Annotated in this window: 19 protein-coding genes, 3 tRNA genes and 1 pseudogene; 10 read left to right on the top strand and 13 right to left on the bottom strand. The window is 60.6% G+C overall.

The features are described 5' to 3' along the window. Window positions 1-2 precede the first annotated feature (2 nt). Window positions 3-75: transfer RNA gene (locus AACV02_RS04060), tRNA-Val, on the bottom strand. Window positions 76-190: 115 nt separating this feature from the next. On the opposite strand from AACV02_RS04060, the pseudogene AACV02_RS04055 reads away from it, so the two are divergent. Further along, window positions 191-777, top strand: a pseudogene (locus AACV02_RS04055) (TonB-dependent receptor domain-containing protein); the annotation flags it as partial. A gap of 152 nt (window positions 778-929) precedes the next feature. Here the strand turns inward: AACV02_RS04055 and AACV02_RS04050 are convergent. Then, a tRNA-Asp gene (locus AACV02_RS04050) sits at window positions 930-1,006 on the bottom strand. 19 nt (window positions 1,007-1,025) lie between these two features. Further along, window positions 1,026-1,101, bottom strand: a tRNA-Val gene (locus AACV02_RS04045). A gap of 159 nt (window positions 1,102-1,260) precedes the next feature. Between AACV02_RS04045 and rdgC the strand changes: the two genes are divergently transcribed. The 3 genes from rdgC to sugE all read left to right on the top strand — a co-directional run bounded on the left by rdgC (window position 1,261) and on the right by sugE (window position 3,740). Then, a complete protein-coding gene (gene rdgC / locus AACV02_RS04040; RefSeq protein WP_119735561.1) occupies window positions 1,261-2,181 on the top strand; it encodes a recombination-associated protein RdgC in 921 nt (306 codons plus the stop codon). Window positions 2,182-2,353: 172 nt separating this feature from the next. Next, window positions 2,354-3,319 carry a bile acid:sodium symporter family protein gene (locus tag AACV02_RS04035; protein ID WP_119735560.1) on the top strand — a complete coding sequence of 322 codons (966 nt, stop codon included), beginning with the start codon at window positions 2,354-2,356 and terminating at the stop codon, window positions 3,317-3,319. A gap of 106 nt (window positions 3,320-3,425) precedes the next feature. Next, window positions 3,426-3,740, top strand: a complete 315-nt coding sequence (sugE, locus tag AACV02_RS04030; RefSeq protein ID WP_010166396.1) for a quaternary ammonium compound efflux SMR transporter SugE — start codon at window positions 3,426-3,428, stop codon at window positions 3,738-3,740. A 117-nt stretch (window positions 3,741-3,857) separates the two neighbouring features. Here sugE and AACV02_RS04025 read toward each other — a convergent pair whose 3' ends face one another. The 3 genes from AACV02_RS04025 to AACV02_RS04015 form a co-directional block, all read right to left on the bottom strand. Further along, on the bottom strand, window positions 3,858-5,732 hold the full coding sequence (locus AACV02_RS04025; RefSeq protein ID WP_119735559.1) for an MFS transporter: 1,875 nt from the start codon (window positions 5,730-5,732) through the stop codon (window positions 3,858-3,860). 80 nt (window positions 5,733-5,812) lie between these two features. Next, window positions 5,813-6,961, bottom strand: coding sequence for a TDT family transporter (locus AACV02_RS04020; RefSeq protein ID WP_119735558.1), 1,149 nt, complete (start codon window positions 6,959-6,961; stop codon window positions 5,813-5,815). A gap of 114 nt (window positions 6,962-7,075) precedes the next feature. Continuing rightward, window positions 7,076-8,263: an MFS transporter gene (locus AACV02_RS04015; RefSeq protein ID WP_119735557.1), complete on the bottom strand. Its 1,188-nt coding sequence runs from the start codon at window positions 8,261-8,263 to the stop codon at window positions 7,076-7,078. A gap of 91 nt (window positions 8,264-8,354) precedes the next feature. Between AACV02_RS04015 and AACV02_RS04010 the strand changes: the two genes are divergently transcribed. After that, window positions 8,355-8,900, top strand: coding sequence for a TetR/AcrR family transcriptional regulator (locus tag AACV02_RS04010; protein ID WP_106580692.1), 546 nt, complete (start codon window positions 8,355-8,357; stop codon window positions 8,898-8,900). Window positions 8,901-9,277: 377 nt separating this feature from the next. On the opposite strand, the gene AACV02_RS04005 is transcribed toward AACV02_RS04010, so the two are convergent. The 4 genes from AACV02_RS04005 to AACV02_RS03990 form a co-directional block, all read right to left on the bottom strand. Continuing rightward, window positions 9,278-10,057: an ABC transporter permease gene (locus AACV02_RS04005; RefSeq protein WP_106580691.1), complete on the bottom strand. Its 780-nt coding sequence runs from the start codon at window positions 10,055-10,057 to the stop codon at window positions 9,278-9,280. After that, window positions 10,054-10,986, bottom strand: a complete 933-nt coding sequence (locus AACV02_RS04000) for an ABC transporter ATP-binding protein (protein ID WP_119735556.1) — start codon at window positions 10,984-10,986, stop codon at window positions 10,054-10,056. The genes AACV02_RS04005 and AACV02_RS04000 overlap by 4 nt, the downstream gene beginning before the upstream one ends. Window positions 10,987-11,120: 134 nt before the next feature. After that, window positions 11,121-11,738 carry a glutathione S-transferase family protein gene (locus AACV02_RS03995; RefSeq protein ID WP_119735555.1) on the bottom strand — a complete coding sequence of 206 codons (618 nt, stop codon included), beginning with the start codon at window positions 11,736-11,738 and terminating at the stop codon, window positions 11,121-11,123. A gap of 56 nt (window positions 11,739-11,794) precedes the next feature. After that, the gene (locus AACV02_RS03990) at window positions 11,795-12,454 is read right to left on the bottom strand and encodes a transglutaminase-like domain-containing protein (RefSeq protein WP_119735554.1); all 660 of its coding nucleotides are present in this window, start codon (window positions 12,452-12,454) and stop codon (window positions 11,795-11,797) included. Between the two features lie 191 nt (window positions 12,455-12,645). Between AACV02_RS03990 and AACV02_RS03985 the strand changes: the two genes are divergently transcribed. Together AACV02_RS03985 and AACV02_RS03980 are read left to right on the top strand one after the other, a co-directional pair. Next, complete coding sequence (locus AACV02_RS03985; protein ID WP_106580687.1) at window positions 12,646-15,093, top strand: acyl-CoA dehydrogenase; 2,448 nt, start codon at window positions 12,646-12,648, stop codon at window positions 15,091-15,093. Window positions 15,094-15,168: 75 nt separating this feature from the next. After that, a complete protein-coding gene (locus AACV02_RS03980) occupies window positions 15,169-15,576 on the top strand; it encodes a PA2817 family protein (RefSeq protein WP_010567536.1) in 408 nt (135 codons plus the stop codon). Between the two features lie 132 nt (window positions 15,577-15,708). Here the strand turns inward: AACV02_RS03980 and AACV02_RS03975 are convergent, their stop codons facing one another. Next, window positions 15,709-16,641, bottom strand: a complete 933-nt coding sequence (locus AACV02_RS03975) for a LysR family transcriptional regulator (RefSeq protein WP_119735553.1) — start codon at window positions 16,639-16,641, stop codon at window positions 15,709-15,711. Window positions 16,642-16,730: 89 nt separating this feature from the next. Here AACV02_RS03975 and AACV02_RS03970 point away from each other — a divergent pair, with 89 nt between their 5' ends. Next, window positions 16,731-17,357 (top strand): alanyl-tRNA editing protein, encoded by a 627-nt coding sequence (locus tag AACV02_RS03970; RefSeq protein WP_119735552.1) that lies wholly within the window; start codon window positions 16,731-16,733, stop codon window positions 17,355-17,357. Window positions 17,358-17,556: 199 nt separating this feature from the next. On the opposite strand, the gene AACV02_RS03965 is transcribed toward AACV02_RS03970, so the two are convergent. Beyond that, window positions 17,557-19,131 (bottom strand): alkaline phosphatase D family protein, encoded by a 1,575-nt coding sequence (locus tag AACV02_RS03965; RefSeq protein WP_119735551.1) that lies wholly within the window; start codon window positions 19,129-19,131, stop codon window positions 17,557-17,559. Further along, on the bottom strand, window positions 19,128-19,682 hold the full coding sequence (locus AACV02_RS03960; RefSeq protein WP_119735550.1) for a GNAT family N-acetyltransferase: 555 nt from the start codon (window positions 19,680-19,682) through the stop codon (window positions 19,128-19,130). Before AACV02_RS03960 ends, AACV02_RS03965 begins: the two co-directional genes overlap by 4 nt. 190 nt (window positions 19,683-19,872) lie before the next feature. Between AACV02_RS03960 and AACV02_RS03955 the strand changes: the two genes are divergently transcribed. Then, window positions 19,873-20,280 (top strand): ExbD/TolR family protein, encoded by a 408-nt coding sequence (locus AACV02_RS03955; protein WP_106580656.1) that lies wholly within the window; start codon window positions 19,873-19,875, stop codon window positions 20,278-20,280. 2 nt (window positions 20,281-20,282) lie between these two features. Next, on the top strand, window positions 20,283-21,017 hold the full coding sequence (locus AACV02_RS03950) for an energy transducer TonB family protein (RefSeq protein ID WP_119735549.1): 735 nt from the start codon (window positions 20,283-20,285) through the stop codon (window positions 21,015-21,017). The last annotated feature ends 12 nt before the right edge of the window (window positions 21,018-21,029 follow it).

The following is a 21,029-nucleotide window of genomic DNA, read 5'->3' as shown; positions in this document are numbered from 1 at the left end:
GGTGGGTGATGACGGGATCGAACCGCCGACCCTCTGCTTGTAAGGCAGATGCTCTCCCAGCTGAGCTAATCACCCTTCACTTTCGGTGTGGGCGGCATCATACACCAAAAATCTGCAATGTCTTGATTTAAATGCACTTTATTTGAAATATTTTCATAGGCGCGGCGCACGCCCCCGGAAAACCGGGCCTCTGACCCGCAAACGCGAGTCTATTGCGTTCACCGGGCGCTTCGTACCGTACATTGGCGCGATCCACGACCGCAACGAAACCTACTCGGTGTACGCCAGCTATACCGACCTCTTCATGCCCCAGGAAAGCTACAACCGCGACCGCGAAACAAATTGCGCCAGAACTACGAGCTGGGCCTCAAGGCAGACTTCTTCGACGGACGCCTGAAGGCCAGCGCGGCCTATTTTGAAATCCACGAAAACAATCGCTCGGTGTCCGACGACGATTACAACAACCAGACGCCGACCCCAACCCGCTATGCCTGCAAAGGCACCAAGGCGGTGAGCAAGGGTTATGAACTGCAAATGACCGGCAAACTGGCGCCGGGCTGGCAGGACATCTACAACAGCCCCCACGGCAACTATGAAGCGTTTTCCCAGGACGCTTACTGGTTGGCGAACCTGATGACGCGCTACCAGATCACCAAAGACATTTCGGCGACGCTGAACGTCAACCACAGCTTCGACAAGTCCTACTGCACCAACATCGGTTTCTATAACTGCGCCGGGTATGGCGAACCACGCAATGTCATGGTTACCACGCGCTGAGATTGCTAACCGGCCAATAAAAAACGCCGCCGATCATCGGAAATGATCGGCGGCGTTTTTTGAGGTTTCGCACACCCCAGACAGCAAAAAGCCCACTCAATGAGCGGGCTTCCTGTGGTGACCTGGCGTTCAGCGTTCCAGGTGACCGAATATGGCGCAGCGGACGGGACTCGAACCCGCGACCCCCGGCGTGACAGGCCGGTATTCTAACCGACTGAACTACCGCTGCGCGTAACACATGAAGCGAATGGTGGGTGATGACGGGATCGAACCGCCGACCCTCTGCTTGTAAGGCAGATGCTCTCCCAGCTGAGCTAATCACCCTTCGTTTCGGTGTGGCGCGCATTCTACGGAGCGACCCTAGGTCTGGCAAGCACTTTCTTAAATCTTTTTTTTCAGCCCTTCCAATGGCTTAGGCAGGGTTGGCCTCGAGCGCTATCAAGAGAATAATGCCCCCCTTTGTATAAAGGAGAGACTCACCCCATGTGGTTCAAGAACCTGCTTATCTATCGCCTGACCCAAGATCTGCCTGTTGATGCCGAGGCGTTGGAAGCGGCCATGGCCACCAAACTGGCGCGCCCTTGTGCAAGCCAGGAGTTGACCACTTACGGTTTCGTCGCCCCTTTTGGTAAGGGTGAAGACGCTCCCCTGGTTCACGTCAGCGGTGACTTCCTGCTGATCGCCGCGCGCAAGGAAGAACGTATCCTGCCGGGTAGCGTGGTGCGCGACGCAGTCAAAGAGAAAGTCGAAGAGATCGAAGCCGAGCAAATGCGCAAGGTCTATAAAAAGGAACGCGACCAGATCAAGGATGAAATCATCCAGGCCTTCCTGCCGCGCGCCTTTATCCGTCGCTCGTCGACCTTCGCCGCCATTGCGCCGAAACAGGGCCTGATCCTGGTCAACTCGGCAAGCCCCAAGCGCGCCGAAGACCTGCTGTCGACCCTGCGTGAAGTGATCGGCACCCTGCCGGTTCGCCCGCTCACGGTAAAAACCGCGCCAACCGCGATCATGACCGATTGGGTCACCACGCAAAAACCGGCCGATGACTTCTTCGTCCTCGACGAATGCGAATTGCGCGACACCCATGAAGACGGCGGCATTGTGCGCTGCAAGCGCCAGGACCTGACCGGTGAAGAAATCCAGCTGCACTTGACCACCGGCAAAGTCGTAACCCAACTGTCACTGGCCTGGCAGGACAAGTTGTCCTTCATGCTCGACGACAAAATGACCGTCAAGCGCCTGAAGTTCGAAGACCTGTTGCAAGACCAGGCCGAACAGGACGGTGGCGACGAAGCCCTGGGCCAACTGGACGCCAGCTTTACCCTGATGATGCTGACGTTCGGCGAATTTCTGCCGGCGCTGGTTGAGGCACTGGGCGGCGAAGAAACCCCACAGGGCATCTAAGTCGACTCAAGGTCAAAAATGTGGGAGCGGGCTTGCTCGCGAATGCGGTGGGTCAGTCACTGGATAGGTTGACTGATCCACAACATTCGCGAGCAAGCCCGCTCCCACATTTGATTGGGTTTCCAAGCAGACATCCGCGTTACCGAACTTAACTAATAACAAGGACATCCCCATGCGCGCACTCGCCGCCTTGAGCCGTTTCGTCGGCAATACCTTCGCCTACTGGGTGTTGATTTTCGCGGTGCTCGCCTTCCTTGAGCCCGGCTGGTTCATTGGCCTGAAAGGCGCCATTGTGCCGCTGCTGGGCCTGGTGATGTTCGGCATGGGGCTGACCTTGAAACTTGAAGACTTCGCCGAGGTTGCCCGCCATCCGTGGCGCGTGGCCCTGGGCGTGGTCGCGCACTTTGTGATCATGCCGGGCATGGCGTGGTTGCTGTGCCAGGCCTTCCACCTGCCGCCGGACATTGCCGTCGGCGTGATCCTTGTCGGGTGCTGCCCAAGCGGCACCTCGTCCAACGTGATGACCTGGCTTGCGCGTGGTGACCTGGCGTTGTCGGTGGCGATTGCCGCCGTTACCACCCTCCTCGCCCCGCTGCTCACGCCGGCGCTGATCTGGCTGCTGGCGTCGGCCTGGCTGCCGGTGTCGTTCATGGAGTTGTTCTGGTCGATCCTGCAAGTGGTGCTGCTACCAATTGTGCTCGGCGTGATCGCGCAACGTGTGCTCGGCGAGCGCGTGCGCCATGCGGTGCAAGTACTGCCGCTGGTATCGGTGGTGAGCATCGTGATCATCGTTGCGGCCGTGGTGGCGGCGAGTCAGGCCAAGATCGCCGAATCGGGCCTGTTGATCATGGCCGTGGTGATGCTGCACAACAGCTTCGGCTACTTACTGGGTTACTTCACCGGCCGGTTGTTCAAACTGCCACTGGCCCAGCGCAAGTCGCTGGCGCTGGAAGTCGGCATGCAGAACTCCGGGCTGGGCGCCGCGTTGGCCAGTGCGCATTTTTCGCCATTGGCGGCGGTACCCAGTGCGCTGTTCAGCGTCTGGCACAATATTTCCGGGGCGTTGCTGTCGACCTACTTCCGCCGCATGAGCGAAAAGGAAGACCGCCGGGTATTGGAAAACACGCCGAAAACTTGATCGTCTGATCGATATTCGGCACTCTACCGAGCTTCGCGGGGACGACCCCGCGACGCTGTCGAGCGCTATTCCAGGGGACGACCCCACTTTTAGAAGAGAGGTCATCATGTCCTGGATCATCCTGTTTTTTGCCGGGCTGTTTGAAGTGGGCTGGGCGGTCGGTTTGAAGTACACCGATGGTTTCAGCAAGCCATTGCCCACCGCCCTGACGATTGCCGCCATGGCCATCAGCCTCGGCCTGCTGGGCCTTGCCATGAAAGAACTGCCGCTGGGCACCGCCTATGCCATCTGGACCGGTGTCGGCGCGGTGGGCACGGTGATCGCCGGGATCATTCTGTTTGGCGAGTCCATGGCGTTGTTCCGGTTGGCCAGTGTGGCGTTGATTATCTGCGGGCTGATTGGCCTTAAGATCAGCGCCTAATTCACTGTCGCTATCGCAGGCAAGCCAGCTCCCACAGTAAACCGCGTTCGCTTGAACAACTCGGTCAACGGTGGGAGCGAGCTTGCTCGCGAAGAGGCCCGAACAGTCAGTAAAAAACTACCTGACACTCCCCCGCAATACCCCCACCCGTTCCTGCAACTGCGCAGGCGTCGCCGCCTCGACCGTCACCGGCTCACCCGCCACCAGCACCACCCGCGACCAGATCCGGTGAAAGAACCCCTTGTTCGGATCGCGACTGAAAAAACTCCCCCACAAGCCCTGCAACGCCATTGGAATCACCGGCACCGGCGTTTCTTCCAGAATGCGCGTCACGCCCCCGCGGAACTCATTCATCTCACCGTCCCCGGTGAGCTTGCCTTCCGGAAAAATGCACACCAACTCGCCTTCCTTCAAGTACTGGGCAATTCGCGCGAAGGCCTTTTCGTAGATCTGGATATCCTCGTGACGCCCGGCAATCGGAATCGCCCCCGCAGTGCGGAAGATAAAATTGAGCACCGGCAAACGGTAGATTTTGTAGTACATGACAAAGCGAATCGGCCGACGCACTGCGCCGCCGATTAACAGCGCATCGACAAACGACACGTGGTTGCACACCAGCAACGCCGCGCCCTCGTCCGGAATCAGCTCAAGGTTGCGGTGCTCCACGCGGTACATGGAATGGCTGAGCAGCCAGATCATGAAACGCATGGTGAACTCGGGGACGATCCTGAAGATGTAGGTGTTGACCGCGATATTGAGCAGCGACACTACCAGGAACAATTCGGGAATCGACAGCTTGGCCACGCTCAGCAGCAGGATCGAGACGATGGCCGACACCACCATGAACAGCGCATTGAGAATGTTGTTGGCCGCGATCACCCGCGCACGCTCGTTTTCAGCGGTGCGCGACTGGATCAGCGCATACAGCGGCACAATATAGAAGCCGCCGAACACGCCCAGCCCGAGGATATCGAACAACACCCACCAGGCCTGGCCGTAGCCGAGTACGCCGAGCCAGTCATGTTCCTGAGCACTTTGCGGGAAGCCGCCGGAGTGCCACCACAGCAGCAGCCCGAACACTGTCAGGCCAAATGAGCCAAAGGGCACCAGGCCGATTTCCACCTTACGCCCGGAGAGCTTTTCACAGAGCATCGAGCCCAGGGCGATACCGACCGAGAACACCGTGAGGATCAAGGTCACTACAGTTTCATCGCCGTACAACCACTCCTTGGCGTAGGCCGGGATTTGCGTCAGGTAAATCGCGCCGACAAACCAGAACCACGAGTTGCCGACAATCGAACGCGACACCGCCGGGGTCTGCCCCAGGCCCAGGCGCAAGGTGGCCCACGATTCGCTGAATATGTTCCAGTTCAGGCGCAGCCCTGGAGTAGACGCCGCCGCGCGCGGAATGCTGCGGCTGGCCAAATAACCCAGCACTGCCATACCGACAATTGCCACGGCCACGATTGGTGCGTAATGGGTCGAAGACATCATGATCCCGGCGCCAATGGTGCCGGCCAGGATCGCCAGAAACGTGCCCATTTCCACCAGGCCGTTACCGCCCACCAATTCATCGTCGTGCAGGGCCTGGGGCATGATCGAATACTTCACCGGTCCGAACAGCGCCGAATGCGTGCCCATGGCAAACAGCGCCAGCAGCATCAGCTCCAGGTGGTTGAACAGGAACCCGGTGGCGCCGACGCTCATGATCACGATCTCACCGATCTTGATCGCGCGGATCAATGCGTCCTTGTTGAATTTCTCGCCGAATTGCCCCGCCAGCGCCGAGAACAGGAAGAACGGCAGGATAAACAACAATGCGCACAGGTTGACCCAGATCGAGCGGTCACCGTCGATGGTGAGCTTGTAGAGAATGGCCAGGATCAGCGATTGCTTGAAGATGTTGTCGTTGAAGGCGCCCAGCAACTGGGTGATGAAAAACGGCAGGAAACGCCGTGTGCGCAGCAAGGTAAATTGTGAGGGGTGGCTCATCGTCCGTGTTCCTGCGTGGCCTGGTAGGCTTGATTGCCGGTTTTTATAAAAAGACAGGCCACGACTTTACCTAATCCCGCTTACTTATTCCCTAGTCCTGCAATGCAGGGCGATACAAAAAGCTCACCTTTGTAGGCGCCCTGCACAGTGCGCGTGGCAACGATCAGCCACATCAGCGCCAACGCCCCCACCAGCACGCACCCGAACACACTGAAGAACCCCAGGTGCAGCAGGCTCGCAAGCTTCAGTGTGGCCAAGGCATAAACCCCCAGCGGGAACGTAAAACCCCACCAGCCCAGGTTGAACGGAATGCCGGCGCGCAGGTAACGCAGGGTGATCAACACGGCGATCAGCATCCACCACAGGCCGAAGCCCCACAGGGTAATGCCGGCCACCAGGCCGAGGCCGTTGGCCATCTCCCCTACGCCTGGCAAACCGTTGGCCGCGAAGATCGCCGGTGCGTCGCCGCCCAGCAACAACATACCCAATGCACCGGTGCCGATAGGGCCGAGGGCCAGCCAGCTGGACGCGGCCATGTTGGCGTGAGGCAGTTTGTGCAAGGCCATGCGCAGCATCAGGATGGTCAGGATGCTGAAGGCCACCGGCAGGGAAAACGCCCACAGCACATAGCTGGTCACCAGCATCACCAGCTGCGAGTGAGCATCGGCCAGGTGCGGCGCCAGCAGGCCACCGCTGGCGGCAGCGACTTCAGCGGCGACCACCGGCAACAGCCACACGGCGGTCATCTGGTCGATGCTGTGTTGCTGGCGCGTGAACATCATGAATGGGATCAGCACGCCGCAGGCCAGGGCCATCGCCACGTCCAGCCACCATAAGGCTTCGGCCAACGGCACCACATCGGCGCCCCAGCGCGGCAGCCCAAACAACAGCAAACCATTGATAATCGTCGCCAGGCCCATGGGGATGGTGCCAAAGAACATCGAGACGGTGGAGTGCCCGAAAATCCGCCGCGCCTCGTGGAAAAACATCAGCCAACGGGCCGCGTACAACACACTGAACAGCACGAACAGGCCGACGGTGAACATCCACAGCCCTTCGGCAACGGTGTGCAGACCGGGCAAGTGGGCCGGCACTTGGGCCAGCGCAAGGGCCAGCACGCCGGTGCCCATGGTGGCGGCAAACCAGTTGGGCGTGAACTGGCGAATCACTTCCCGTGGACGGGCCAGGTGACTGAAAGGTTTGTAAGTAATGGCAGTTGAGCAGGTCATGATGGTAATCCTCTTCCTCGCATGAGGTTGGGACCATCATAGAACCGGATTGAATATCTATATAACGGGTAATATCTCTATCTGTTATCTATTTTGCCAATATAGGGAGGTCGGCTAAACCGTAGCCTTGGCCCGCGCCGCCCCTTGCATCAGCAAGCCTGCCAGCGCGCCGAGCGCCAACACGATGAGCACTGCGCCATAACCATCGGTGGTTGCGATCAGGCCAAACACGCGGCTCAGGTTGCCCGCCAGCAGTGACGGCACGCAGAACGCCAGGTAGCTCAGCACATAAAAAGCCGACATCAACCCGGCCCGCTCATGGGGCAACGCCAAGCTGACGATGCTGCGCACACTGCCCATGAACCCACCGCCGAAGCCAAAGCCTGCTATCACACTGGCAACAAAGAACAGCCACAGGCTGGCGCTCTGCACCGCGACCAGTAACAACGCCACGCCCACCGCCAGCAGCACCGCCGACAGACGCATGACCTTGTGTGCCGGGTGATCGCGCAGGCTGTAAATCATCACCGCACCGCTCAAGGTCACGACTGCGACCAGGCCGCCGCCGATCAAATGCGAGGTCGAGCCCGTCGCCGCCCGCACTAGCGAAGGCGCCAGCGATGAAAAGAACCCGCCCAGCGCCCACACCGCCACATTCAGCGGCATCGCCAGCCACAGGGCCCGGCGCGCCTGCGCAGGCACATGCAGGGTGGGCGCCAACGACCTCAAGGCACCCGGAATGCGGCTGACGGTTTCAGGCATGCGCCACACGTAAAGCGCCTGCAGCACCATCAGGCCCAGCAGCGTGAAGTAGATCAATTGGGTCGGGCGTGGCGCGTATTCCACCAGCAAGCCACTGCCCAAGGCGCCGCTGGCCATGCCCAACAGCGGCGCGAGGCTATTGAGCATCGGCCCGCGCAGGCGGTCGGTATCCAGCAGCGTTGCCGCCAACACTGCAGTTGCCGTGCCAGTGGCGAAACCTTGCAGCGCCCGAGCAGCAATCAGGCAGGCGGTGCTGTCAGCATTGATAAACAGCAGCATCGCCACAATATTCAGCAGCAACGCGGCGAAAATCACCGGCTTGCGCCCCACGTGGTCCGACAGCGAACCGACGGTCAACAGCGCCGCCAGCAAGCTCACGGCGTACACGCCGAAGATCACCGTGAGCATTGCTGCGGAGAAATGCAGGTTGTCCTGATACACCTGATACAACGGCGTCGGCGCGCTGGACGCAGCCAGGAAGGTCAACACCGTGATGACCAGGAACGCCAGGCTGGAACGTTGAGAAATGACGCTAGACATGTGCACACTCCGCTAAAGCTAATATTTTGCTTTTGCAGAGTGTGCTACCCGCAAGCGCTTAAAGCAAATTCTTTGTGTTAAGGTTTTACGCATGGCGATTAAAGAAGGCCTTCGCCCGGGGGGCCGCAGTGCCCGGGTTCAAGAATCAGTGCATAACGCCGCGCGCGAACTGCTGGAAGCCCATGAGCGTTCCAGCGTCACCGTGCCGATGATCGCTGCGCGCGCGGGCGTCACGCCGTCGACCATCTACCGCCGCTGGGGTGACTTGTCTGCGCTGCTCGCCGACGTGGCGCTGGAACGCCTGCGCCCAGACAGTGAACCCGCCAACACCGGCAGCCTGCGCGGCGATTTGCGTGCGTGGGGCGAGCAATACCTGGACGAAATGAGTTCCGAGCTTGGGCGCAACATGATGCGCGACGTGCAGTGCAGCCATCCCCGGGACTACTGCAGCAACATCCTGATGGGCCAGATGCAGGTCATTCTCGACCGCTACCAGAGCACCCACGACGCACTGCCGAGCCTGGACCGGTTGCTCAACCTGATCGCCGCGCCCACGGTTTACCGCAGCCTGTTTGCCAGTGCACCGCTACCGGTTGAAGAACTGCATGAACTGATCGAGCTGGCACTGAAAGACTGATGGCCCAGCGCCTACAGAAAAGCAGAGCTCGGCAGCCTGACAGCCCCCCTGATCTTGAGCGCTAAGCTCGATTATATTGTGGGAGCGGGCTTGCTCGCGAAGGCGGTGGGTCGGTCAGCTCATGTGTAGCTGACACAACGTGTTCGCGGGCAAGCCCGCTCCCACATTTGGATCTCTGTGTATCAGGTTGATGTGGGGTTGTGCTGCTTTCGCTTCTACCACTCAGGTCGGCTACCAGACCGCCGTGCTCTGCTTTTGATCTGATAGGCCCCGACAACCACACTGGCCGAACGCAGGCAAGCCAGCGCCCACAGGGCTTTTCTGCACGCCATAAAAAAGGCCTCATAAAGAGGCCTTTTTTTATTCCAACTGACTGCTTACGTTCGCATCCCGCGCCCGCTCACCAGCAACCGCGCGCAGCCGACATACAGCACCACGGTAGCCACCAGCATGAAGGTGATCGCCACGCTGATCTTGATATCCGACACGCCCAGGATGCCGTAGCGGAAGGCATTGACCATGTGCAGCACCGGGTTGGCCAGCGACACGGTCTGCCAAAACGGCGGCAGCAAGGTGATGGAGTAGAACACCCCGCCCAAGTACGTCAGCGGCGTCAGCACGAAGGTCGGGATGATCGAAATATCATCGAAATTGCGTGCAAACACCGCGTTGATAAAGCCCAGCAGCGAAAAGATCGTCGCCGTCAGCACCACCACCAAAATGGTGACACCCAGGTGATGCACTTGCAGATGAGTGAAGAACAGCGACAGCAAGGTCACGATCACGCCCACCATCAAGCCGCGCAGCACGCCGCCGAGGGTGTAGCCGATCAGGATGGTGTGTGGCGACACCGGCGACACCATCAACTCTTCGATGGAACGCTGAAACTTGCTGCCGAAAAAGCTGGAGACCACGTTGCCGTAGGAGTTGGTGATCACCGACATCATGATCAGGCCCGGCACGATGTACTCCATGTAGGTGAAGCCACCCATGTCGCCGATTTGGCGGCCGATCAGGTTACCGAAGATCACGAAGTACAGGACCATGGTGATCGCCGGCGGCAGCAGCGTCTGCGGCCAGATCCGGGTAAAGCGCTTCACTTCGCGGTAGACGATGGTCTGCAGCGCGACAATGTTGGGTTGCAGTTCGGAACTCATACCGCCACCTTCGCCAGATTTTTCTCCACCAGGGACACGAACAACTCCTCAAGGCGATTGGTTTTATTACGCAGGCTCAGCACTTCGATGTTCTGGGCGGCCAATTGGGTGAATAGCGCGGTGATGCCCATGGCCTTGTCCACCTGGACTTCCAGGGTATGACCATCGACCAGCCGGCTTGGGTAGCCAAGCAGCTGCGGCGCCACCGACAGGTTGTTTTTCAGGTCGAGCAGGAAGGTTTCCACATGCAGCTGGCCCAGCAGGCTACGCATGCTGGTGTTCTCGACGATGGTGCCGTGGTCGATGATGCCGATGTTGCGGCACAGCTGCTCAGCCTCTTCCAGGTAATGGGTGGTGAGGATGATGGTGATGCCCTTCTCGTTCAGCTCGGTGAGGAAGGTCCACATCGAGCGACGCAACTCAATGTCCACACCTGCGGTGGGCTCGTCGAGGATCAGCAGGCGCGGTTCGTGCACCAGCGCGCGGGCAATCATCAGGCGGCGCTTCATGCCGCCGGACAGCGAACGCGAAGGCACGTCGCGCTTGTCCCACAGGCCCAGCTGGGTCAGGTACTGCTCGGCGCGCTCCTTGGCGATTTTCGCCGGGATGCCGTAGTAGCCAGCCTGGGTCACGACGATGTCGAAGGTCTTTTCAAACTGATTGAAGTTGAATTCCTGGGGCACCACGCCGATGGAACGCTTGAGCGCCGCCGGGGATTTGTCCAGGTCATGACCAAAGATATTCACCGTGCCGCTGGTCTTGTTGACCAATGTCGATAGGATACCGATGGTGGTGGATTTGCCGGCGCCGTTAGGGCCGAGCAAGGCGAAGAAGTCACCTTCGGCAACATCCAGATCGATACCACTCAGGGCCTGGAAACCGTTGCCGTAGGTTTTGGTTAGCTGCCGGATGGACAGAGCGGAACTCATATCGGAATACGCACCAAAGAAGGGAATAGAAACAATAGATGAGGGCGCAGCCCAGGTAGTTCAACGGCGGCGCATGACAGGCATGGTGCTTGCCTGCGCCGCACAAGTACAGTCACCCGTATTAATAGTGGGTATTAAGTCAACGCGGTCATCACCGCTTTGCGGTATGCCGGCCGTTGCTGCAGACGGTGATACCAGGCCTCTAGATGGGGCATCGAAGGCCGTTCGATAGGCATTTCGAACCAGGCATAGATAAAGCTGCCGAGTGGGATATCACCCATGCCGATTTCGTTGCCCGACAGGTAAGGTTGCTCTGCCAGGGCCTTATCCACGGTGACTAATGCGTCGATACAGGCCTGGCGCCCGGCATTGATGCTGTCCCAGTTCTGTTTTTCAGCCGGGGTGCGCAGGATGCCCCAGAAAACCGCCTTGAACGGTTCGGCGAGAGTTGAAGTGGTCCAGTCCATCCACTTTTCGGCATTCGCCCGGGCTTGCAGGTCGCTTGGGTACCAGCTCGACGCCTGCTTGGCGCAGAGATAACGCACGATAGTGTTGGACTCCCACAGCACGAAGTCGCCATCTTCGATCATCGGCACCCGGCCATTGGGGTTCAGCGCGCGGTATTGCGGTGTATCGACCACACCAAATGCCCCGCCCGCATCAATTGCTTCATAGTCCAGGCCGAGTTCCTCGGCGCACCACAGTGCTTTCCTGACGTTTGATGAATTTTTACGACCCCAGATTTTCAGCATGACCGCGCCTTATCGTTGATGAACATGGCTTGATGAACGCAGCAGCATACGCCGGTTCAGGCGCGGCTTAAATCGCTCTGCATGTCCCCCAGCAGGGTCGGCATGTCCTCGGCAAACAGGTGCGGGTAACACTGCTGAATATGCGCGAAGAAAAAACCCTCCGGCACGTCGGAAAACTGCCCATGGTCCCGCACGTACTCCATCGAGCGCCGGCCCTGGCGGTTGAAGGCATGAAACACGCTGTCGTTGATCCCATCGAATTCCAGCGGCGGTACATCAAACACCTCGCACAGCTGCTGGTTGAACGCCGGCGTGGCCTTGACCCAACGGCCACGCAGGTACAACTCGGTGTAGCCGTGCATGGCGAACACATCGCTTTTGAGCAGGGCGATCAGGCGCGGTGTCGAGAGGTGATTGCGCACATCCGCCAGGCCGATGCGTGCGGGGATGCCGCAGTGGCGGGCACACGCGGCCAGCAGGGTGGCCTTGGGCACGCAGTAGCTCTCACCGGCGGCGAGGGCGAAGCTGGCGCTCAAAGTGCCTGGGTCGCGGCTGAAGGTGTAAGGGTTGTAGCGAATCGCCTCACGCACGGCGTAATAAAGACTGACTGCCTGGTCACGTAAATCCGCGCTCGGGCCGCGATGTTTTTCGGCGAACTCCACCACCGCAGGGTGGTCACTATCGATGAAGCGGCTGGGACTCAGGTACGTATCCATGCGCGTTATCTCCGAAGGAAGCCTTGAGTCTAACGACTGATTTGGCGCAGAGATAACGACGATTCGGCCAAATGTCGGCGCCTGGTGGTCGGTGCTTCGCGTACAACTCGTTTCACCCTGATCACCGCGCTTTTTCGGATGCCGACTAAGCTCCATGGTGGTTTCGCCCCTGGTTTCACGGAGGATTGAATATGCTGTTGTTGTGGATACTGGTTCTGGTGGTCGGCATTGCCTACCTGGCACACCGCCGCACTGCGCCCCTGCCCGCCCTGGGCGTGGTCGCCGTTTACCTGCTGGCGATGGGCGCCTGGAGCCACGCACCGGGTTGGCTGCTGCTGGTCTTCTGGGTGTTGATCGCGGCCGTGGCCCTGCCCTTGCTGCTGCCCGACCTGCGCCGCCAATATTTCACCAAGCCGCTGTTCAGCTGGTTCCAGAAAGTCCTGCCGCCGATGTCCCAGACCGAGCGCGACGCGATTGACGCCGGCACCGTGTGGTGGGATGGCGAACTGTTCAGCGGCCGCCCTGATTGGGACAAGTTGCTGGCCTACCCCAAGGCGCAACTGACCGAAGAAGAACAGGCCTTCATCGACGGCCCCACCGAAGAACTCTGCGCGATGGTCAGCGACTGGGAAATCGGCCAGGCCATGGACCTGCCGCCCGCCGCCTGGGAGCACATCAAGACCCACGGCTTCTTCGCCCTGATCATTCCCAAGGAATACGGCGGCAAGGGCTTCTCCGCCTATGCCCACTCCCAGGTCGCGATGAAACTCGCGACCCGCAGCGGCGACCTGGCGTCCACCGTGATGGTGCCCAACTCCCTCGGCCCGGCCGAGCTGCTGCTGCATTACGGCACTGACGAGCAACGTAACCACTACCTGCCGCGCCTGGCGCGTGGCGATGACATCCCATGCTTTGCGCTGACAGGCCCGCTGGCTGGCTCCGACGCCGGCGCCATGCCCGACACCGGCGTGATCTGCAAAGGTGAATGGGAAGGCAAGGAAACCCTTGGCCTGCGCCTGAACTGGGAGAAACGCTACATCACCCTCGGCCCGGTCGCGACCCTGCTGGGGCTGGCATTCAAGGCGCATGACCCGGACCACCTGCTGGGCGACAAGGAAGACTTGGGCATCAGCCTGGCGCTGATCCCGACCGATACCCCCGGCGTGGAAATCGGCCGTCGTCACTTGCCGCTGGGCGCTGCGTTCATGAACGGCCCCAACTCCGGCAAAGACGTGTTCATCCCCCTGGAGTTCCTCATCGGTGGCCAGGAAATGCTCGGCAAGGGCTGGATGATGCTGATGAACTGCCTGTCGGTGGGCCGCTCGATCTCCCTGCCTGCGGTCGGCACCGGTGCGGCCAAGTTCACCAGCCTGGTAACGGGCCAATACGCCCAGGTGCGTGAGCAGTTCAACGTGCCGCTGTCGGCGTTCGAAGGTATCCAGGAAGCCCTGGCGCGCATTGGCGGCAACGCCTGGCTGATGGACAGCGCACGCATCCTCACCGCCAATGCAGTCGACCTGGGGGAGAAACCCTCGGTGTTGTCGGCCATTCTCAAGTACCACCTCACCGAGCGCGGCCGCGAATGCATCAGCCACGCCATGGACGTGCACGGCGGCAAGGGCATCATCATGGGCCCCAACAACTACCTGGGCCGTAACTGGCAGGGCGCACCGATCTTCATCACCGTGGAAGGCGCGAATATTCTTTCGCGCAACCTGATGATCTTCGGCCAGGGCGCGATTCGCTGCCATCCGTTCGTGCTCAAGGAAATGGCCCTGGCCGGCCGCGAAGACCGCGATCAGGCATTGAAGGAATTCGACGGCCTGCTGATGCAACACATCGGCTTTGCCGTGAGCAACGCCGCCAGTACGCTGGTGCTGAATCTGGGCGTAGGTCACTTCGAGAAAGCGCCGGGCAACCGCCTGAGCCAGGGTTACTTCCGCGCACTGAACCGCCAGGCTGCCGCGTTCGCCCTGCTCGCTGACTTGAGCATGATGCTGCTGGGCGGCGAGTTGAAACGTCGCGAACGCCTGTCGGCACGCCTGGGCGATGTGTTGAGCCATATGTACCTGGCGTCGGCGGCGCTCAAGCGTTACCACGACCTGGATTCGCCGGACCATCTGGAACCGCTGTTCGCCTGGGCCATGGAAGAAAGCCTTGGCGAGTCGGAGCGTGCGCTGGATGAGCTGCTGAGCAACTTCCCGAACCGGCTGCTCGGTTGCCTGCTGCGGGTCATTGTGTTCCCGTTCGGGCGCCGCCACACCGGACCGTCCGATGCACTGGACGCCGAGGTGGCCGCAGTGATTGGTCGTGCCAAAGGCGACCCGACCCTCGAAGAGCTGCTGGCGGGCTGCTACCGCCCGCAATCGGCAGAAGACCCGGTCGGCGCCCTGCAACACGCCTACGACCTGCTCGGTGCCAGCCATCCGCTGCAGAAAAAACTCCACGCGGCGCTCAAAAGCGGTCAGGTCAAACCCACCGCCGGCGAACACGTCATCGACGCCGCCCTGCAGGCCGGCGTGCTGCAACCGAGCGAAGCGCAAACCCTGCGCGACGCCGAAGCTGCACGGCGCAAGGTGATCGACGTGGACGATTTCAGCAAGGAAGAGCTGACCCAGGCTGAGGGTAAAGTCCGCTGATACCAGCGGTCATATAAAAACGGGCGCTTGAGCTATATACTCTCGCGCCCGTTTTTGCTTTAGAGGACTTATCTCGTGTCCAACGTCGTTGCCGATCATCTCGTCTTGCTCGACCACTTGCGCAGCATCCTGGTTGCCGTCGGCGAAGCCGAACAGGTGCCCGAGGAAAGCCACACCCTGTTTCTGGAGCGCTTCGACGAATTGCGCGCCCTGCTGCCGATCGACCCGATCGAGAGCCAGTACCTGGGCCAGGACCTGATGAGCCAAGTCATCCTGCGCTACCCGCAGATCGCCCACCTGGTGCCGCGCGACCTGCTGTGGTTTTTTGGCGGTGATTGCCTGCATTTCATGCCGGATGAAGAACTGGACCTGTACCAGGCCCTGGAAGAGCGGCGCTTCGAGGCCGAACAGAACGACGAACCGTTCGACTGGAACCAGGAAAAGCAGCTGCTGGCCATGCCGCAAGACCAGAGCAAGCACTGATTTTTTTCAGACCGCTGCCCCTCTGAATGTGGGAGCGGGCTTGCTCGCGAAGGCTACGGATCAGTCGCTGAAAACGTTGACTGACACGCCGCCTTCGCGGGCAAGCCCGCTCCCACCTTTCTACTGCGCTCCCTACCTTCGACGCAGTGTCGGTTCGCGTGCCATACACGCGACCAGATAATCAATAAACACCCGCAACTTCGGCGGCAGATACCGCGTCGGCGAATGCAGCAACCACGCCTCGCCATGATAAGAGGCAATAAAATCCCACGCCGGCAACACCTGCACCAAACGCCCCTCCTCCAACGCATGCCGCGCAGTGAAGTACGGCAAGCTGCCAATGCCCACATGCTGCAACACCGCATCCAGCCGGACCCCGGTGTGATTCGCCGCATACCGCCCGCGCACGCCGACCGTCACCGCCTTGGCGCCCTGGCGGAATTTCCAGCGCGAATCGCCTGGGGTTTCACCCAGGTAAATGCAGCTGTGCCCGAGTAAATCATGCGGATGGCCCGGTGTGCCGTGCTCGGCCAGGTACTGCGGCGTCGCGCACAGCAAATGCTCAATGGGCAACAATTGTCGGCCGACCAACCCGGGCGGTGGGCTGTCGGTGATGCGGATACTCAGGTCGACATTGTCATCGATCAAGTCCACGTGGCGGTCTTCAAGAATCAGCTGCACATCGACTTTGGGATAGCGGCGCAAGAACTCCGGCATGTGCGGATGCACCACGAATCGCCCGACCGCCTTGGGCACGCTGACCCGCACCAGCCCTTCGGCTTCATGGGTAAACTGGCCGCTGATTTCCATCACCGAACGCGCCGCGTTGACCATTTCCTGGCAACGCTTGAACACCTCTTCGCCCCCCTCGCTCAGGCGCAGTTTGCGCGTGGTGCGTTGCAGCAACCGCGTGGCCAGGGCCTGTTCGAGACGCGAAATACTGCGGCTCACCGCCGAGGGTGAAACGCTCAGTTGCCGCGCGGCTTCAGAGAAGCTGCCGGTTTCCACGACTTTGACGAAAATCGCCATTTCACCCAGCAGGGGCAAAGGAAGATTGATGCTCATGACGCACAGGTCCATTGATAATTGAACGGATTATCACCCATCTACGCACTATTTATACTGCCCGTAGAACCCTGATGCGGATGTAGATGATGACCAAGCGCCTGTTTTTTACCCATGACCACCTGACCGCCGAGCTTGAAGTGCTGACCTGTACGCCGCACGAGGACCAGTTTGCCGTCACGCTGCAGTCAACCCTCTTCCACCCGCAGGGCGGCGGGCAACCGTTCGACACCGGCTGGCTCGGCGACAGCCAGGTGGTGCGCGTCACCCAGGAGGCCGATCGCGTCGTGCACTATGTTGACCGCCCCGTGGCGCCCGGCCCGATCACCGCACGGGTCGATGAACAGCGCCGCGCCCTGTACACGCGCCTGCATTCGGCCGGGCATCTGATTGGCAATGCCGGGGAAAGCTTGGGCTGGATGCCGATCAAAGCCCATCACTGGCCGGGCGAATGCAAAATCACCTTTATCCGCGGGCAAGCGGCGCAAGCCGTGGACGCCGAGGCGTTTCAAACCCGAATCGACCAATGGATCGCCGCCGACTACCCGCGCCACATGAGACTGGAAGACGGCACCCGCGAAGTGGGTTTCGGTGCATTGCCGGCCTACGCCTGTGGCGGCACGCACGTGCAAGCGTTGAGCGAGTTGGGCCAGGTGACCATCCTGGCCCTGTCGGAGAAAAAGGGCGCGCTGTCGGTGCGTTACAGCCTCGACTAAAATCCCAGCGACAGGGCCTCCTGTGGCGAGCGGGCTTGCCCCGCGTTGGGGCGTGGAGCTGCCCCCATACAGTCAACGCATTTTTCGGAAAGAGGTAATTGTCAGGTTTTGGGGCTGCTTCGCAGCCCAACGCGGGGCAAGCCCGCTCGCCACAGCAAGCCCGCTCGCCACACCCAACCTGCACACACCCCCCTGTGCATCAAACCGCAATCGCCCCCGCCCTCCCCGGCTCCACCACAAACGACTTGAGCGTCGACACCGTCGCCGCCGGGTCACGTGGGTCAGTGATCACCCGGAAGTTCGTCAGCATCTTTGACGCCTCAAGCTTCACCGACACGTACCCACGCTGGCGACTGTCGAAGAACTTCACGTGCGGATTGAGCGGCAAGATCTGACTGAAGGCGTCAAAAGGCGGGCCGTCGGAGGTCACCGAGCTGCCGACAAATTCGGTTGCGACGATGGGCGAGTCCGGGTTGTTGCCATCGGCATGCAGGTCGGTGGTCCAGAACGAATGGATATCACCGCCCCAGAACACCGGGTTCTTGACCTGATTGCGCGTGATGGACGCCAGCATCCGAGTACGGTTGGCCATGTAGCCGTCCCAGCCATCCGTCCAATGCCCGACCTGATGGCTGGTCAGGTCACGCTGGATCAGCGGCGCCACCAGCAAGTCCTGGGCGATCACATTCCACTGCGCTTTGGACTGGGCAAAACCCTGGTCCAGCCAGGCTTCCTGTTGCCAGCCAAGCATCGTGCGGCCGGGGTCGCGCAGGTCCTTGCAGGTGTTGGCGGCGATATGCCCCTGGTGACTGCCGTTAGCCTGAATACACGGCTGCTCGGAGCGGTATTGGCGGCCATCAAGCACATGAAAACGCGCCAGCCGGCCATAATCGAGGCGCCGGTAAATACGCATATCCGGCCCTTTCGGCACACTGCTGACACGCAGTGGCATATGTTCGTAAAACGCCTGGTACGCCACTGCCCGTTGCCTTAAAAACTGCTCAACCGGAATCTTCGGGTCCTGGGACCAGCGGTTGGCGTAGTCATTCTGCACCTCATGGTCGTCCCACGTGGCCACGCTGGGTGCTGCCGCGTGCAAAGCCTGCAGGTCCGGGTCGGTTTTATACAGCGCGTAGCGGTTGCGGTAGTCACTCAGGCTCACGGCATTGCCGCTGCCGTGCGGGCGGATGATCTTGCCTGAGTCCGCTGCGTACGAGCTGTCGTAGATGTAGTCGCCGAGGAAAAACACCAGGTCGGGTTGCTCCGCCGCCAGGTGGCGATAGGCACTGAAATAACCGCGCTCCCAGTGCGAGCAGGAGACAAACCCCACGGTGGCCGCCGCCATGGCGTGCAGCGGCGGCGCGGTACGTGCCTGGCCCACCGGGCTCTGTGCGCCGAGGCCGTCGAATTGGTACCAGTAAGGCCTGCCAGCCTCCAGCCCCGCCACCTCGACATGCACCGAGTGAGCAAAATGCTGCGTTGCCATCACCTCGCCTTGCTTGACGATACGCGTCATCGCCGCATCACTGGCCACGCGCCAACGCACCGGCACGGCGCGGCTCAACCCGCCGCGCCCGTCCGCAGCATCGAACAGCGGCGCCAAGCGCGTCCAGATCACAAAGCCATCCGGCAACGGGTCGCCGGAGGCCACGCCGAGGGTGAACGGGTAATCCACACCGGCGCTGCGCGCAAACGGGCTGAGGATCGAAAACGCGGTGGCAACCGCCAGCCCGGCGAGCAGCCGGCGCCGATCATGATCCACTGCGCCACTCACAACGCTCGCTCCCAGTCGCTGCGCACGCTGGCGAATGTCAGCAAATCCTCGTACACACCGTTCTTGAAAAACGCTTCGCGCAGGCAGCCTTCATAGTGCAGGCCAATTTTCTGCATGACCCGCGCCGACGCCTTGTTGCGACCAAAACACTGGCTACCGACACGCTGCAGCCCCAGCGTGGCAAACCCGAAGTCCATCACCGCACTCGCCGCTTCCGCCGCATACCCCTGGTTGCGAGCGTGCGCCGCCACCCAGCCACCCAAATGCCCGGCGTGATGACGGGCATTCAGACGCAGGCTGACCATGCCGATCAGCTCGCCGGTTGCTCGCACATGCATTCCCAGGTTCAGCACCTCACCCGCACGGTATTTTTCGGCGATTCCGGCAATAAAGTCCTGGGCGGTCTGCAAGGTATAGGGCGACGGAATATTGGCCGTGTTGTCAGCAATTTTCGGCCCATTGGCGAGCCTGTAAAGCACCTCGGCCTGGTCCATTTGCAGCGCGCGCAATAGTAGTCGCGAGGTGGGTAAATGCGGCAATGCAGTGGGCATACGAGCAGGCTCTGGAGATAAATTCTTCAAGAATGTATGGCCTTCATGTCAATTGCATTACGTCATAAAAATGCAAGGCAAATCCCCTGCAAGACGCGTCCTAGAGCCTTCAAAACGTCAATTAAAGTTAACCATTCGGTCATTTTTGGTTGTTAGCGTGTCGCCCCTAATTCAATGACGGGGCAACAGAATGAGAACCTGGGATGAACCCAAGAAACGCAAGGCGCACATCGAACTGATCCCGATGATCGACGTGATGATGTTCCTCCTGGTGTTTTTCGTACTGGTGAGTTTGAACGTGATTCCGGCACTCGGCATGAAGACTCAACTGCCCAGCGCCAGCAGCGCGCAGCAACTCAAGCCGCAGAACAAATTCATCCTCACGCTGGGCCTGCAAGGCCAGCTGCAACTCGATGGCAAGGACCTCACGGTCGACGCCCTGGTCCCTGCGCTGAAGGCCGCTGAAAAGCCGGATACCAAGTCGACCATCATCGTCAACAGCGACAAAGGCGTGGAAGTTGCGCGCCTGGTGGAAGTCATGGACACCCTGCGCCTGGGTGGCTTTACCTCCGTGTCCATCGCCACGCGTAAGTCCTGATCATGTATGCCCTGTTTCGTGCGCGTCGGCTGCTGGGCAGTGTCCCGGCCCTGATCGCCCTGGTGCTGATTGCACTGGGTATCCAGTCCCAACCCCTGAAAATCCAGCCGCAGTATGACGAGTCGGCGGTTGAACTTGCCCTGGTCGAGCCCGAGCCAGAAGTGGTGCCCGAGCCCGTGGTGGAGCAGGAGCCACCGCCGCCGGTGATCGAGGATGAAGAGGCCGAACCGGCCCCGCCGCCGCCACCGCCCAAACCATTGCCAAAACCTGAACCCAAACCCAAGCCGGTGCCCAAGCCCAAGCCGGTGGTCGCCGCCAAACCGACCCCAACGCCAGCGCCAGTGGCGCCGGTTGCCGCCAAGCCGGTACAGGCCGCCGTAGCGCCGACACCTGCGCCACCCGCCCCGCCGGCGCCGCCCAAAGTCGATGGCCAGGCACTGGAAGGCGGCTACCTCAAAGGCCTGCGCAACGAGCTGGATACGTACAAGCAATACCCCACCGGCCGCCAGGCATCTCTCGAACGCCCCAGTGGCGAGGTGGTGGTCTGGTTGATGGTGGACCGACAAGGTCGCGTGCTCGATGCCGGGATCCAGACCCCGGCGCCGAGCATGCTGCTCAATCGGGCCGCCACCAATAGCCTGCGTCGCATCAAGCAGGTCAAGCCGTTCCCCGAACAAGCCTTCGGTGGACGTAACGAGCAACGCTTCACCGCCACCTTCAACTACAGCGTGCAATAAGCACCCGACACC

The sequence above is a fragment of the Pseudomonas sp. Larv2_ips genome, assembly GCF_963879675.1.
Lineage (GTDB): Bacteria > Pseudomonadota > Gammaproteobacteria > Pseudomonadales > Pseudomonadaceae > Aquipseudomonas.
The sequence above is the reverse complement of the archived record's forward strand: the minus strand, read 5'-3'. Positions and strand labels throughout refer to the sequence as shown.